A 14481-nucleotide genomic window follows, 5' to 3' on the forward strand; every position below is an offset into this window, starting at 1 on the left:
ATATGACAAATTTTGATAAATGGATCGATAGATTTTCGCAGCGCTACCCTTCTGCTGAGAGGCTTGGCGTGCCGGTTGCAAAATGGAGGAAAAGCATCTATGTAACTATATTTGAAAGCAATACGAAATTAGGGAGGAATTTTGACCGAATACTTACTATCTTAATTGCTCTAAGTCTTTTGGTCTTGATTTTTCATAGTGTGCCAAGTGTTCAGAAATCAAGTTTTGAAAATCTACTAAGCGGCTTGGAGTGGTTTTTTACTATTATATTTACTGCTGAGTATATTTTAAGAATTATATCTGTTAGAAAGCCTGTGGGCTATATCTTTAGCTTCTACGGAGTTGTTGATTTTCTTTCGATTATTCCAGCCTATCTTTCAATATTCTATCCTGATGCTCATTATTTATCAGCAATAAGAGCATTGCGCCTAATTAGGACGTTTCATGTATTTCCCTTGCTAAAAGGGTTTATGGAAGACTATCTATTTCTTGGTAGGGCACTAAAAAGTAGTGCTAGAAAGATATTTGTATTTCTTTCTGTTGTTGCAGTAATTGTGTTTGTTATGGGAACCCTTATATACATAATTGAAGGCCCAGAGAATGGGTTTACTAGTGTGCCTGTTGGAATTTACTGGGCAATTTCTACGGTTACAACGGTCGGTTATGGTGATATAACGCCTAGCACAGGTGCAGGTCGTTTCTTTGCTTCGATAATGATGTTGATAGGTTGGGGTATTTTGGCTGTGCCAACAGGGTTGGTTGGTGCGGAGTTTTATAGAAATATGTCCTATAGACCTGATGGTATGAAATATGAATGTGATAAATGCCATGAAAAACTGCATGATAAAGATGCGAATTTTTGTAAAATCTGTGGCAATGAAATTATAAAAAAATAATTATTGAAGGTTATGATTTTTAGAAGATCTCTATGTGGATTGATGGAGAAAATTAGAGGCCTTTAAAATATTAATATATTTTAATTATTTATTTGATTAATAAAATGGTTGAGCTTAGTTGATGATGTTAAATAATTGAATTAAATTATTTATAAGAATTTCTCTTCAATTGCAGATGGATAATTAATTTGAAAAACTTTGTGAAGGCATAAAAAGTATAATCTATTTGATTTCTTTAAGATAGATATAATAATAAATATTTATCTTATGATCGGCTTATGAATATTTATCAGTTTGATATGCTGCTTTTAAATATTTTTTAAAAATTTCCTCAGGATCGTACTTCATTGCATTGCAAATTTCTATGAATTCAACTATGTCAATGCTTCTTTCGCCATTTTCATATTTTGAAACATAAGATTGTGGGCGGCCTAGGGCTGTTGCAAGATCTTTTTGAAGTATTGATTTCTCCTTGCGAATTTTGGCTAGGAGATTTCGCAGTGCTACAAGTTTCGGATGATTGGGCGGGCGCGTCATCCAGTTAGCATGAAACCCATTTCGGGATATCCCATTTTGGGATTTTGATGTATGCTGTTTCAGCATATGACTGATACAAGCCACTTGAAACTGCTAAGGGAGATGTTTCCAGAAAAATTTGTGCTGGACATTGATGAGGTTGCAAAGGTGTTGGGGTGCAGCAAGCAGTGGATCTACGTGCAGAGTTCGAGGAATTCCCTTCCTTTTGCAAAATTGCCCGGCTCACGTATTCGTGTGACGGTTATGGAACTTGCTAGGTATTTGGATGCATCAGGAGCGCAACCTGATATGGGTGAAGTTATTGCACCGATTGAAGAGATGGCTGCAAGCACGGGCGAAGTGCAACTTGTTCAAGAGCAGCCAGTAGAACAAAAGAAGATTGGACGACCAAGAAAGGTCGATAGCGTGCTGAACTACCGGGGTAGAAGTTGATATACGCATCAGGATGCGCTCCTGAGGTTCTACCTCTTGCGGGTTGCGGTTTTAGGGTTTCGAGCAGCCGAATATGGGAGTGGTGAGAGCGGCGGTATTGATTGATCAATTTGCCTGCCTTACAACTGGCTGTGAGATTTTGAGGTCATCAATACGATGGGCTTGTAGGCTTGGATATGTAAGGAGGTCACGCAGAACCTAAGGTATTTCTAGGTTTCGTCCTGATATGTTGTCTAGTACGAAATCTTTGGGAAATCCCAATTTGATTGCATTTCATGGTTAGAATACAAAGCTAATTTAACCTCGAAGCGTGGGGTTGGGGGAGCTTTGTTTTGAAAAAGTCATTTAAAATCAATGACTTACAAGATTTAGGTTTCCAAGCTCAGTCAATACCAAGGCCGCCGGAGTCAATCCGGATCGCCGACGCCGCATCTCGCGCTGGTGCAAGGAATACGACCACATATCTTCCATCAGAGACCAGGGCACATCGACACTCCTGGGCTTTCTGTATTTGATATGCATATCCGCAGGCTCCAGCAGAATGCGGATTATCTGGCCGGTGCGCAGATCCGAGCGGGCTCTGGGATTAAAGACATAGGCAAGAGGAAATGAGCGCGCTTCGCACGATCGCATGCCGGTGCGGACCATCAGATTGAATAGAAGCGCGTGGCTTGGGTCAAGTTGGGTCCCGAGACATTGTCGAACCTGCGTCTTGGTCAGCAATTTGATTGTGGCTTTGCGCTCGCGCGCCATAATGGCTGGCTTTTGCACGACGCCGCCAGATCGATCAACATGGGCAAGAATTCCCTGATGCGCGGGTGTTCGCACATCGCGCACGCCAAATGGCAGCTGGGTGATGTATCCCTGGCGCTTGCACCAGTCATAAAACCGCACGATCAAATTCAATCGCTTGTTGACCGTGTTGGGACTTAGGGCCAGCTCACCGAGCGACCAATCGCGATACCGCATCACCACACTTAGACCGTGCGGCTTTTGCGCCTCATCCCACTGAAGTTCATTCGCAGCAAGGAAGGCAAAATAGTCGTACAGACGCCGCCCATAGGCTTCCCAGGTGAGTGTGCTTTCGACACCACCATGGGTAATTAACGTGTGCCATAAAAACGACTGTGCCGGTTCCATGGGCCAGCCGTCATCATCGAGCAGCAACGGAAACCCAGCAAAAGTTCGGCCAGCAACCAAGAAATCCGCAGTTGCCATGACAAGTTTCATACACCTCTCTCTTTCAGGAGCGTCGTAGCTGCCTTGAATTTGATTGTATAGAGATGCATGACCAGATCGATGGCACCACCACCGCCACGCTCCACGCGTACATCCCAGAATTTCGGGCCGGTGCACAAGAACTCCCAGTCGCGGCCTGCTACATATACGTGCCAACGAGTCGTCCGATGACTCGATCGAGGATGGAATGACGGGTCTTCTTTGATGTGGTCGGCCAACAGGCGCAGGACATGGATCGACTCCATCTCCCGCCATCGCAACAGCGTCAAGTTATCCACAGATGCCATTTGTGCCGACTCCTCCCCCCGGCCCCCCTCCTGCTACTCGTCTCATAGAGACGAGAAAATCAACCCCAAAAACCCAAACCCAACACCCTCCGGGATCACATCAAATAACTAACTGAATCACACCGGGTTTGGTGGAGGCTAGTTTGTTGAAGTGCAGGCGTTAGCCTGCACGGTATTGGCAACTTGCCGCCAGTAGTTTGCCTCAGCTTCCGCTGGCGGTATATGCCCTATGGATTCCAGCAGCCTGTCATGGTTGAACCAGTGCACCCATTGCAGCGTTGCCAGCTCCAGTGATTCCCTTGTTTTCCACGGCCCTCGTTTGTAGATAACCTCCGTTTTGTACAAGCCGTTGATGGTTTCGGCCAAGGCGTTGTCATAGGAGTCGCCAGTGCTACCCACAGAGGCGTTGTTGCACAAATGCCGGTCGCAGCTGAGGTAGGCTCGGGAGATGAGAGAGACGAGCTGGGGTCGGGTTAAGTACCGCACAACGAACTGGAAGGCTTACAACGCAGCGTTGAAGGCGCGAGGTGAGCTGACCATTTGGCTCGATAGGGATATGCAGTGGCTAGCTCGGCCCACGGGCAAGCGTGGTCGTTGCCAGAAGTTCTCAGATGCGGCCATCCAGTTTTGCCTGACCATCAAGTGCTTGTTTGGCCAGCCCTTGCGCCAGACACTGGGCCTGGTTGAGTCGCTATTGGGTATGGCAGGCCTGCATTGGCCAGTGCCCGACTACAGCACGGTGTGTCGCAGGCAAAAGAGCTTGGATGTGCAGGTGCGCTACCGTGCAAGTGACAAAGGCTTGCACATGCTGGCCGACTCCACGGGCATCAAGTTCTTGGGCGAAGGTGAGTGGAAAACCAAAAAGCACGGTGCCGAGCGCCGCCGCCAGTGGCGCAAGGTGCATCTGGGTATTGATGCCCAGACACTGCAGATTCGGGCCATCGCAGTAACAACCAATGAAGTGGGCGACTCGCCCATGGCAGCAGACCTGCTAGGTCAAATTCCAAGCAATGAAGAGATAGCTAGCTTTACCGGTGATGGGGCGTACGACACGCAGGATGTACATAAGGCGTGCTACCTGCGGGGAGCCATTCCAATCATCCCGCCGCGCAAAGGAGCGAAGCTGCGCAAAGGGCTGGCATTTGCTCACCGCAATGAAGCGGTCAAGGCGTGTAGGCAGTTGGGGCGGGCTATCTGGAAACGCTGGAGCGGCTACCACCGAAGGTCACTGGTGGAGACCAAGATGAATTGCTTCAAGCGCCTGGGCGAGAAGGTCATGGCCAGGACGTTTGAGCGCCAGGTGACCGAGCTGCACATCCGAGCTTCAATCCTCAATCAATTTACCGCTCTGGGCACGCCCCAGACAGTCGCTGCTGCGTAAATCTATTTGGGATTGGGGATGCCTTGGCCTATGGCCGATTTATGCAACAAAGCCCAAAAATTCGGACACCCCCTTTTTGGAGGGAGCAGTTCATTCTCTCGGAATGGTAGCGGCATTTGTGCCTGAACCTACGGGGGTTGCATCCATTCCGCAGCTATCTCATTGATTTAAAAGTCCCAGGCGAGCCCTGTGCACTGTCCCCCCTGCTGAAGCAATCGCAAACAGGGCCCTAAGTCTGCCAAGGAAGTAGTGCACACGCTTTGCTTGCCTTTGCCCACGGACCTTGACTCAAGCAGCATCGGCCCGCGACACCAGGGGCGATACAACCGTGCTCGTAGAGCACTGAATCCTCTTGCCCAACTACCCAGACACCCTCAGCACCATAAACTATTGGGAGCCTCCAAATACAAATGACGCAATACTTGAATTGCGACATGTATTGCGTCAAGCAAGTAACGACAAGCTGCAAAACAAAAAATGGCATGCAACCGCCAGGTCACATGCCATCAAATTCAAATAATCCGCCTATCAATCATCAGCCAAATTTGAAATATTGGGAATATTCAAACTTCCAAAGCCACGATAAGGCTCCGATTTAATCGTCTTCTCTTTCTCATCTACATGGTTATCACCCATCAAGTCTGAGATATCTGAAGTACCATCATCAAATTATTTAATATTCAATTTCAAACCTGCTTGCTTAATATTTTCGTAAAACATTGGCATGTTTTCCATATTAAAAACATAGGGCCAAATTTCACGATGTTTTTTTAACAACTTTGGGGCTGGAGGTTGATTACACCACTTCATATGCGTCAGCTGCTTATGTTTAGATGGAGGAATACTAGGGTCAATCCGCGCAACATTCAAAATCTTCTTTTTCAGTTCATAGCGCTGATTTTTCGTTAGCCCTTCAAGATAAGGCCCTGCCTCGCCAGCGTAGTAAATTTTAAGAAAATCCTGCGTCTTTTGATCAAACTTAGCCAAATCATTGGGACGATGCTTGTTGTGGCGAAGGTTATCGTTCAACCGAAGCATAGACCGAAAACTCTCAAAAACCTTACCAATTACATCATCTGATTTAGCTTTATCTTTCCAAGCCATAACGCGACTCATACCCGGATGATGCTTCTCCAAATAGGCTTCACTAACACCCAACTCAATACGCAAACCAGATTGACTTAAAGCATAAATCTTTTCTTTTATATCTTCGCCCAAATAATCCGCACCATCATATAAACCGTATTTCTTATTCTCCTTAATGTCATGCCATTTAATGTATGCACGCACAAATGGATGATTACGAAGATCCAAATATACAGTTCTATCATAACCTTCACCTTGATGATTTCTATATTTTGTAGCTATGTAATGGTAGATGGCATTAATACGTGCTTCAAGCTCATTGCGTTTAAGCATTGCATCATCAATATCATCGCACTTGAGCAAGTAGGTTAGCTCCAAGTACTTGATCACAGCATGCTTTAAGTTAATCATATTTAAATACTTAGGACTAACTCCATTGCTTTTGAAATGCTCTTTTAGAAGCATCAAGGCTAGCTTTGCAGACTCGTAGACCAGTACATGCAAAAATGCGTTGTTTCCTACTACACAGGCTGGCACGTTGATTTTTATTAAGAAGCCAACAAGGTGCTTTTTCTCTTTATCCAGCCAAGGGGTTACTTTGAAGCCAGCCCCTGTCACAGGCGATTTCAAAGTCATAACCTTCCCCCCACTGACATCGTCATTGATGAATGATTTCCAAAAATCAATACCGAACATCTTGGAAGCCAACTTAATTGGTATAGGCTTATTTTTTGTCAACATGTGAAGCGTATCAGTCATATCTCTTCTTTTCGTAAATTGGTTTTGGTTAGTGGTTTACAGCTATACGATATTTACACTATTACTAGCTCAATGTGTCAGTAGCATCATTGATAACAACCCATCATCTGTATCGCCTTAATAAACCACTATTCCTGCAGTGTTTCGTTTATTTTTTATGGCTTATAACTAGCTGTATCGCCTAATCGATTAGCCATAAAACTGATATTTATGCGGCCTTTCAATACCTGACTTTTACAGCTATTCACATGCAAAAGTCAGGGAATGAATTCGCCTCAATTTATCTCCATCAGGTGCTTACGCAACGAGCCAACCTGCCAAGCAGTTATGCGCGTTGAGATCTTCACAGGGGCAGGGATATGACCGGCTTTAACGTGACGCCAAACGGTTGCGCGTGAGCACGCATACAGCCCTTGCACCACATCTATGCGGACATGGGCGGAATTGGGAAGCTGATCGAAGTCCAGCAAAGGATCAAGGCGTGGACGGGCAAGCTTGGTTGAGGCAGCTGCGCAGTCAGCGCCTGTAGCAAGGATAGGTTTTTGGCGATATGCCATAGCAAGCTCCTAGTGCTACGGACGACATGCAGGATGCAGTCGCCCAGCTACCAGGCTTTACAGATTTAGAAAATTTGCAGGCAAGGCAGGTGCTTGCTTTGCTGAACTGTTAGGTGTGAGGTACGATTGTTAGGTATGTGTTAGGCCATCTGTTAGGCACAGTGTTAGGTACCGATCTTCATAGCTCAACAAGATAAAAATATTCATCCAATAAAACCATGACAAAAATCTTTCAGCATGATATTCATCACTGGTCACTTGAAGAATTCATTCGATTAATCGTCATTAAAACTAAAATACCCATCCATGACGAACAGCTTAGAAAGCATATTCTTCATGAGATCAAAAAAAATAGAGTTACCGAAAATTTTTATCAGCCACCTGACGAAGTCGATACTTGTCTAGCAGAATCGGCTGAAAGAATCGTAGGAGTGCTATCCAATACCATAGCGCACATTTCATCAGAAATGAGTTTGCCTATTATTTTTTGGATGAGAATCGCATTTATTCTTCACAACCAATACCAAATCAATATTGATAGTGTTATAGAGCATTACTCAAAGTGGCGTAATGACGAGGGTAAAAACCTACAATTGATTTATTCACCAAAAATAAGCAAAGGCAAATCGGAAAATATCCCTTTTGATCTCTTCCTAGTACAGACAGGTTATAAGAGGATTCCTCAAATTTTAAAAACTTCCGAGTGGCACCTTGAAGAAATTAAAGGAACAGTCGCAAAAAAGACAAAAAAGGAAAAAGACCCATATTGCAATATTGGAGAGCCAGCTTTCATAAAACTAGAAGAAATGATGAAAAAGGCCGCCTTAAATATGCAAATAAAAAATCTTCTCCCATATCATGGGCACGATAAAGGTAAACATTTATTTTATGGAAAAAGAGAAGATCTATACAATATATTAGTTGAAAAATATTCTTTAGACATCACTTACAAATCATATTGCCAAGCCTCATCTAAATTAGTTAACGTGACTCGGAAAAAATGCAATCTATCTTCTGCTCAGATTCAAATCATCAAACTTAGAAAAACAAAACCTTTAACACCATTAAAATCAATACATGAAATTTAATCTCACAATCACTTAAGTCAATCATTTCATGGCTATATTCTCAAAAATACACCTCTTTTCTTCAGCTGTAGTGATTCCAATTTATAAGAATTTTCAGACGAAAAACTTAGCCTTCAGGCTGAGAAATTTAAATAACTTACAAACAAAAAAGGGACACAAAATGTGTCCCTTTTTTCTGAAGATTAGTACTGAAAATTATATTCAACTCACATAGAAATCATAAATCAGTATTTTTTCCAACTGCGATTAGTTGTTTCTGTAATTCAGGCAATGCTGTTTGTACGGTATCCCAGACCACATCTAGATTGATATCGAAATATCCATGGGCGATGCGATTGCGCATCCCGCGCATAGCTCTCCAAGGAACATTAGGATTCGCTGCTGCAAAATCACCATAACCATCCATGACCTTGGTGGCTGCTTCGCCAAGAATGATGAGGCTCATGATGACCGCTTGCTGCGTCCTCTTGTCTGCCTCAAATTCGTCTCGGGTCATGCCCACAACAAAGCCACATGCATCTGCAGCCGCCTGCTGCATATGATCAATGTAATCAGGCAACCTGTTCATATTCATACAGGCCGGGCCTCCAAAAGGACTTGATCGCGGAATTTGGCGGGTAAATCGTAGGGGGTCAGCAAATCGACCTGAATACCAAGGATGCTCTCCAATTCATCCTGCAAGCCCCCCAGATCAAAGAGAGTGGCACCCGGAAGAGCATCAACGATCAAATCCAAGTCGCTGCCTTCTTGATCGGTTCCATGCACGACGGAGCCAAATACACGCGGGTTTTCAGTGCGATAACGGCCCACTGCAGCGCGTACATCGCTACGCCTAATTTCAAGTGCTTGTGATGGTCGCATGAGAAGCTCCTTGCTCTACTCAATTATGCGCAATGCGCCACAGGGAAGAAAAGGCTGGCGATCACTTCCCAAGCCTTAGCGCTAAAGAATGAACTCAGCCCATTTCTGCATCATCTCACGACGCTTCTCCAACATGTCGCCTCGCCGGTAAGCTGCTTCTACCTTGTTGCTGACCACGTGTGCCAGCGCCATCTCAGCCATTTCCTGGGGATAGTCCGTCGCTTCCGCAGCCCAGTCACGGAAGGTCGAGCGAAAGCCGTGCACCGTCAAATCATTGCGCTGCATCCGGCGAAGCACCGCCGTGAGCGTCATATCCGAAAGAGGCTTATGGTCCCGCACACTTGGGAAAACGACGTTCGTGCCAGCCAAAAGCACTTGTTCCTGCTGACGCAGCAAGGCCACGGCAGCATCTGACAATGGAATTCGGTGTTCGCGCCCCGCCTTCATGCGTTCAGCAGGTACAACCCACAGACGAGCTGACAAGTCCACTTCGTCCCATACCATGCCTCGCACCTCACCGGATCGAGCAGCAGTGAGGATGGTGAAGCGCAACGCCAATGCACCAACTCCGGCCTGCGCCTCCAGCGAAGTCATGAACGGCCGCATGTCCTTCCACGGAAGTGCCGCGAAGTGGCGCGTCCGAGAGACCTTGGTGCGGGCAGGAAACAGCGAGTCAAGGTGCCCTTTCCAACGCGCTGGGTTGTCTCCACTGCGCAGGCGGCGGGCACTGGCCCAGCCAAGGATGGATTCAATGCGCCCTCGCAAACGAGAAGCCGTTTCCGGCTTACTGTTCCAAATAGGCTCAAGCACGCGCACCACATGTTCGGTCTCCACCAGAGCCACATCCATCTTGCCCATCACAGGTTCAGCGTACATGGCCAGCGTGCTGACCCACTGCTCTGCATGCTTGGCATTTTTCCAACCAGCACGATGCGACTCGATGTACTGCGAAGCACACCAGGCGAACGTGACCTTTTTAGCTTGCTCCGCTCGTGCTGTCGCCATGGCCTCCTGCTTGACCTTCATCGGATCAACGCCTTCACGCACCTGCTTGCGCCATGCCATGGCTTTGTCCCGTGCTTCGGCCAGCGAAACATCGGGGTACGGCCCAAGCCCCGTCCAACGCTCGCGCCCGGCCATCGTGTAGCGCAGGATCCAGGATTTTGAGCCCCCTTCGGTGACCTTCAGCCACAACCCTGCACCATCACCATGCATGCCAGCAACCTTGATTCGGCTGGCTTGCAATTGCGTCAATTTATTCGCTTTCACCATACGTTTAAGTTCGACGGAAACTGGAGGTCCATTTTGCTCTCGTTATACGGAATCGTATACGGAAAAAACAGAATATTGTGCGATGCACAATGAGTCAGCTTGAGACAAACAAAATCATAACTCATTGTTTTCTATTGAAAAAACTTTGAATTTTGATATTTCATGATGCAAAATGAAACATCAGTTCGACTGCCGCCCCTTCCGCCAATTTAAAAGGTCTTGAGCAATCAAGACCTTTTTTATTGCCCTTGCGCGATCCACCTTCCATAAAAAACGCCCGGAACATCCGGGCGTTTTGCATGGTGCGGTGCGCGGCTTAGAAGCCCAGGGAGTGCGGCAGCCACACCGACAGGGCGGGCACGAAGGTCAGCAGCAGCAGCACGATCAGTTGAGCCACCAGGAAGATCGGCAGCTCCCGGTTGAGTTCGGACAGCGAGGTTTTCGTCGCCACGCAGGTCACGAACAGCAAGCCCCCGACCGGCGGCGTGATCATGCCCAGCGTCAGGTTGACCACCACCACCATGGCGAACTGGATGGGATCGATGCCCAGGGCGTTCGCAATCGGCGCCAGGATGGGCACCAGAATCATGATGCCGGGCAGTGGTTCCATGAAGATGCCGAAGATCAGCAGCAGCACGTTCACCGCCAGCAGGAACATGATGGGCGACAGCTCCCAACTGATGATCAGCTCGGACAGGTACTGGGGCACGCCCTCCACCGTCAGAATCCAAGCGAACGGCTGGGAGGCCGCCATCACCAGCAACACCGACGCCGTCAGCAACGCCGAACGCGAGGTGATGGCAGGGATCGCACTCCAGTGCAGCGTGCGGTAGATCCACTTGCCGCAGATGAAGGCGTACACCACTGCCACGACCGAGGCCTCGGTGGGGGTGAACACCCCGAAGCGGATACCAATGATGATCAAGGCCACCAGCAGCAGCACGGGGATCGCCTTGATGGTGTTGAGCAGCATATCCTTGCCGGACGGACGTGCTTCGGTGGAACGGTAGCCGCGCTGCCGGCTCACCCACCAATTCACCGCACACAGCGCTGCGGCAATCAGCAGGCCCGGCACAAAACCCGCGATAAACAGGGCGCCCACCGAGACGTTCTCATCCTGCAAAGAGTAGATGATCATGCTGATCGACGGCGGAATGATGGGACCGATGATGGCCGAATTGGCCGTCAACGCGGCCGCATACGGACGGTCATAGCCGGCCTTGGTCATCATCTTGGTCATCATGGCGCCGGGCCCGGCTGCATCGGCCAGGGCAGAGCCAGAGATCCCTGCAAACAGCACCGACGACCCCACGTTGGCATAGCCCAGGCCACCACGCAGGTGCCCCACGAACTGCGCGGCAAAACGCAGCAGCACCTGGGTCAGCGCGCCGCCCGACATCAGCTCGGCCGCAAAGATGAAGAATGGCACGGCCATCAGCGGAAAGCTGTCGATGCCGGTGAACATTTCCTTGAACACCACCAGTTGGGGGTACTTGCCCCCCACAAACACGGCGATGGCGGAAGCGATGGCCAAGGCAAAGGCCACCGGAAAGCCCAACACCATCAACAGCACCAGGCCCACAATCAAAGTCAAAGTCATTTTTTTGAATCCCTGTCCCGACCTGGCTTACAGCGAGCCTGCGGCTTCGCCATCAATCTCTTCGGAGCGCGCATAGTCGCCCTCCAGTACATAACGGCGGGCAATCAGCAGCAGGTGCACCAGCATCAGCACAAAGCCCACTGGCATCGCGGCGTAGATGAAGGAAATCGGAATGTCCGTGGCGGCCGTGCTCTGGAAACGCGTGCGCCAGACATAGTCGCTGGAGGCCACCGCCATGAAGATGAAGAAGGCCGACAGGCCCAGCAGCACCAGCGAGCGCATCACGCGCGCCATGCGCGTGCTCACGGCGCGGTGCAGGTTGTCGATGGCGACATGGCCGCCAAAGCGCAGGGCCAGGCCGGCGCCCAGGAAGGCCACCCAGATCATCATGTGGCGGGCCACCTCTTCGGCCCAGATGATGGAGTCGCCCGTGGTGTAGCGCAGCACCACGTTGGTGAAGATGATGCCAGCCATGGCCAGCAGCAGCACGATCAAAATCCAGCGGTTGGCGGCCACCAGCCACCGTTCAATGCAATTCAGCATACGTCGATAGAGCGTGGGGGGCGGGCCACCGGCCCACCCTGCACGCGGCTCTTTCTCGAAAAGAGTGCAGACACCCCGGGCATGCAAGGACTTCATTGCCCGGGCACCCAAACACGGTCTTGCGCCACCTGCACTAAGGCAAAAAGCCTGCGCGGCCCTGGGGCTCACGCAGGCACTCCGATGCCAGGTCTGGCGTCGCGCAAGCCGTGCTGGCTTACTTCACGTTGGCAATCGCATCCAGCGTCTGTTGGCCGAACTTCTTCGCGTACTGCTTGTACGCGGGCTCCAGGGCCGTGCGGAAGGCAGCCGTGTCGACCTTCTCGACCACCTGCATGCCATGGCTCTTGGCCATTTCCACGCCCTTGGTTTCCACGTCGTCCACGAAGGCACGCGACGCTACGCCACCGGCCTTGGCACCTTCGGTGAAGGCGGCCTTTTGCGCGTCGGTCAGGCTGCCCCAGAAGGTGGGCGACAGGATCAGCACCATGGGCGCATACACGTGGGCCGTCAGCGACAGGTGCTTTTGCACTTCCCACAGCTTGGAGGAGGTCAGCACGGAAATGGGATTTTCCTGGCCGTCGATGGTGCCCTGCTGCAGGGCGCTGATCACTTCAGGCCAGGACATGGGGGTGGGCGACGCACCCAGGGTGCGGAAGGCCGTGATGTGCACAGGGTTCTCGGTCACGCGGATCTTCAGGCCCTTCATATCGGGCACGCCCTTGACCGCCACCTTGTTGTTGGTCAGGTGGCGAAAGCCCTGCTCCCCCCAGGCCAGTGCCACCAGGCCGCGCTGCTTGAACTTGCCCAGCAGGTCCTGGCCAAACTTGCCGTCCAGCACGGCACGGGCGTGCTTGGTGTCACGGAACAGGAAGGGAATATCCACGATACCGACATCGCCCACAAAGTTGCTCAGCGCACCGGTGGAGACAATTGCGGCTTCCACCGTACCCAGTTGCAGGCCTTCGATCAACTCGCGCTCACCGCCCAGCGCGCTGGAAGGAAACTGCTTGATGGCAAAGGCGCCACCGGTGGCCTTTTCCACGGATTCCGTCCAGGCCTTGGCCGCAGCACCGTAGTGCGAATTCACGGCCAGCGCATAGCCCATCTTCACTTCTTTGGGGGCGGCCACTGCGGTGCCTGCTGCGGTCGCCAGCGCAGCGGTGGCGCAGGCGGCAATAAAAGTACGGCGAATCATGACCATGGGAGTCCTTGTTGTCGGTAGTAATCGGTGGAGCCAGGGGCTGCAGCTACGCCATCTGCAAAACAGAACGCGCGCGGCAGGCCGCAGCAATGTGACACACATTTTAAAAATATTGGCCCGCACCAAGATTAGGCGCAAACCCTGGAAATTCGCCACAAATCACCAGCAAAAACAGGCACTTGCACGCACCAAAACAGTGATTTTGGCCACCTAAGTAGAAGTACGCACATAGCCAAACACGAAGGCTGGTACCCGCTGGGTGTGCACAAAGCCCCACCCGATCGCACCACAAATAGTTACACAGTGTTTCCAGCGTCTACAATGATTCGGGCTAACCCTAGTTTTTCAGACATTCACCATGGCCGCACGCAAACCCGCTGCCTCCAGCAGCAATGACTCCCAACTGGCTTCCTTTCTGATGCTGAGCGTCGCGATCCTGGTCGGCGCACTGGTGCTCGGCGGCTACTGGATGCAGCAGCAGCGTGCCGACCAGGCCGAGCTGCGCCAGCAGGCGGACGTGTACGAAACCTACCTGTACAACACGCGCAACACCCCGTCGCCCGCGCCCGAGGCCCCATCGCGCGCGGCCCAGGCCCAGCAAGTGCGCCAGTACCTGCTGGACCACCCGGCCGTCACCCCCGGCCCCGGCTTCAACCGCCCTGGCGTGCAGAGCACGGGCAAGACCATCGTCGACGCCATCGACAGCGCCAAGGCCCCGTAAACACACTAAAAAAGAAGAGCT

17 protein-coding genes and 1 pseudogene are annotated in these 14481 nt (G+C 50.3%); 5 read left to right on the top strand and 13 right to left on the bottom strand.

All coding sequences use genetic code 11. The features are described 5' to 3' along the window. Positions 1-2: 2 nt before the first annotated feature. A complete protein-coding gene (locus KAQ61_RS09245) occupies positions 3-896 on the top strand; it encodes an ion transporter (protein ID WP_210931580.1) in 894 nt (297 codons plus the stop codon). Between the two features lie 276 nt (positions 897-1172). Here KAQ61_RS09245 and KAQ61_RS09250 read toward each other — a convergent pair whose 3' ends face one another. Then, entirely contained in the window at positions 1173-1499 is a 327-nt protein-coding gene (locus KAQ61_RS09250; protein ID WP_244983042.1) for a helix-turn-helix domain-containing protein, read from the bottom strand. Here KAQ61_RS09250 and KAQ61_RS09255 point away from each other — a divergent pair, their 5' ends adjacent. Next, the gene (locus tag KAQ61_RS09255) at positions 1500-1865 is read left to right on the top strand and encodes a helix-turn-helix domain-containing protein (RefSeq protein WP_210931582.1); all 366 of its coding nucleotides are present in this window, start codon (positions 1500-1502) and stop codon (positions 1863-1865) included. 351 nt (positions 1866-2216) lie between these two features. Here KAQ61_RS09255 and KAQ61_RS09260 read toward each other — a convergent pair whose 3' ends face one another. The 3 genes and pseudogenes from KAQ61_RS09260 to KAQ61_RS09270 form a co-directional block, all read right to left on the bottom strand. Then, entirely contained in the window at positions 2217-3095 is an 879-nt protein-coding gene (locus KAQ61_RS09260) for a site-specific integrase (RefSeq protein WP_210931584.1), read from the bottom strand. Beyond that, entirely contained in the window at positions 3092-3391 is a 300-nt protein-coding gene (locus KAQ61_RS09265; protein ID WP_168941930.1) for a hypothetical protein, read from the bottom strand. Before KAQ61_RS09265 ends, KAQ61_RS09260 begins: the two co-directional genes overlap by 4 nt. A 138-nt stretch (positions 3392-3529) precedes the next feature. Next, positions 3530-3793, bottom strand: a pseudogene (locus tag KAQ61_RS09270) (integrase core domain-containing protein); the annotation flags it as partial. Positions 3794-3839: 46 nt separating this feature from the next. Here KAQ61_RS09270 and KAQ61_RS09275 point away from each other — a divergent pair. Beyond that, complete coding sequence (locus KAQ61_RS09275) at positions 3840-4772, top strand: IS5-like element ISAav2 family transposase (RefSeq protein WP_043387407.1); 933 nt, start codon at positions 3840-3842, stop codon at positions 4770-4772. A 669-nt stretch (positions 4773-5441) separates the two neighbouring features. Here KAQ61_RS09275 and KAQ61_RS09280 read toward each other — a convergent pair. Next, complete coding sequence (locus KAQ61_RS09280) at positions 5442-6617, bottom strand: hypothetical protein (protein WP_210931586.1); 1176 nt, start codon at positions 6615-6617, stop codon at positions 5442-5444. A gap of 275 nt (positions 6618-6892) precedes the next feature. Next, on the bottom strand, positions 6893-7174 hold the full coding sequence (locus KAQ61_RS09285) for a helix-turn-helix transcriptional regulator (RefSeq protein ID WP_244983043.1): 282 nt from the start codon (positions 7172-7174) through the stop codon (positions 6893-6895). Between the two features lie 218 nt (positions 7175-7392). Between KAQ61_RS09285 and KAQ61_RS09290 the strand changes: the two genes are divergently transcribed. Further along, a complete protein-coding gene (locus tag KAQ61_RS09290; protein WP_210931588.1) occupies positions 7393-8262 on the top strand; it encodes a hypothetical protein in 870 nt (289 codons plus the stop codon). A gap of 217 nt (positions 8263-8479) precedes the next feature. Here KAQ61_RS09290 and KAQ61_RS09295 read toward each other — a convergent pair whose 3' ends face one another. The 7 genes from KAQ61_RS09295 to KAQ61_RS09325 form a co-directional block, all read right to left on the bottom strand. Then, on the bottom strand, positions 8480-8836 hold the full coding sequence (locus KAQ61_RS09295) for a HepT-like ribonuclease domain-containing protein (RefSeq protein ID WP_210931590.1): 357 nt from the start codon (positions 8834-8836) through the stop codon (positions 8480-8482). Further along, a complete protein-coding gene (locus KAQ61_RS09300; protein WP_088166946.1) occupies positions 8833-9123 on the bottom strand; it encodes a nucleotidyltransferase family protein in 291 nt (96 codons plus the stop codon). Before KAQ61_RS09300 ends, KAQ61_RS09295 begins: the two co-directional genes overlap by 4 nt. An 81-nt stretch (positions 9124-9204) precedes the next feature. Next, positions 9205-10395, bottom strand: coding sequence for a tyrosine-type recombinase/integrase (locus KAQ61_RS09305; protein WP_210931592.1), 1191 nt, complete (start codon positions 10393-10395; stop codon positions 9205-9207). A 160-nt stretch (positions 10396-10555) separates the two neighbouring features. Continuing rightward, the gene (locus tag KAQ61_RS09310) at positions 10556-10696 is read right to left on the bottom strand and encodes a hypothetical protein (RefSeq protein ID WP_210931594.1); all 141 of its coding nucleotides are present in this window, start codon (positions 10694-10696) and stop codon (positions 10556-10558) included. A 15-nt stretch (positions 10697-10711) separates the two neighbouring features. Continuing rightward, positions 10712-11995 carry a TRAP transporter large permease gene (locus KAQ61_RS09315; protein WP_045266966.1) on the bottom strand — a complete coding sequence of 428 codons (1284 nt, stop codon included), beginning with the start codon at positions 11993-11995 and terminating at the stop codon, positions 10712-10714. 27 nt (positions 11996-12022) lie between these two features. Beyond that, the gene (locus KAQ61_RS09320) at positions 12023-12538 is read right to left on the bottom strand and encodes a TRAP transporter small permease (protein ID WP_043384769.1); all 516 of its coding nucleotides are present in this window, start codon (positions 12536-12538) and stop codon (positions 12023-12025) included. A 214-nt stretch (positions 12539-12752) separates the two neighbouring features. Next, a complete protein-coding gene (locus KAQ61_RS09325; protein WP_042412828.1) occupies positions 12753-13739 on the bottom strand; it encodes a TRAP transporter substrate-binding protein in 987 nt (328 codons plus the stop codon). A gap of 358 nt (positions 13740-14097) precedes the next feature. On the opposite strand from KAQ61_RS09325, the gene KAQ61_RS09330 reads away from it, so the two are divergent. Next, a complete protein-coding gene (locus tag KAQ61_RS09330; RefSeq protein WP_210931595.1) occupies positions 14098-14460 on the top strand; it encodes a hypothetical protein in 363 nt (120 codons plus the stop codon). Positions 14461-14481 lie beyond the last annotated feature (21 nt).

It is taken from the genome of Comamonas aquatica, assembly GCF_018064205.1.
GTDB lineage: Bacteria > Pseudomonadota > Gammaproteobacteria > Burkholderiales > Burkholderiaceae_C > Comamonas > Comamonas aquatica.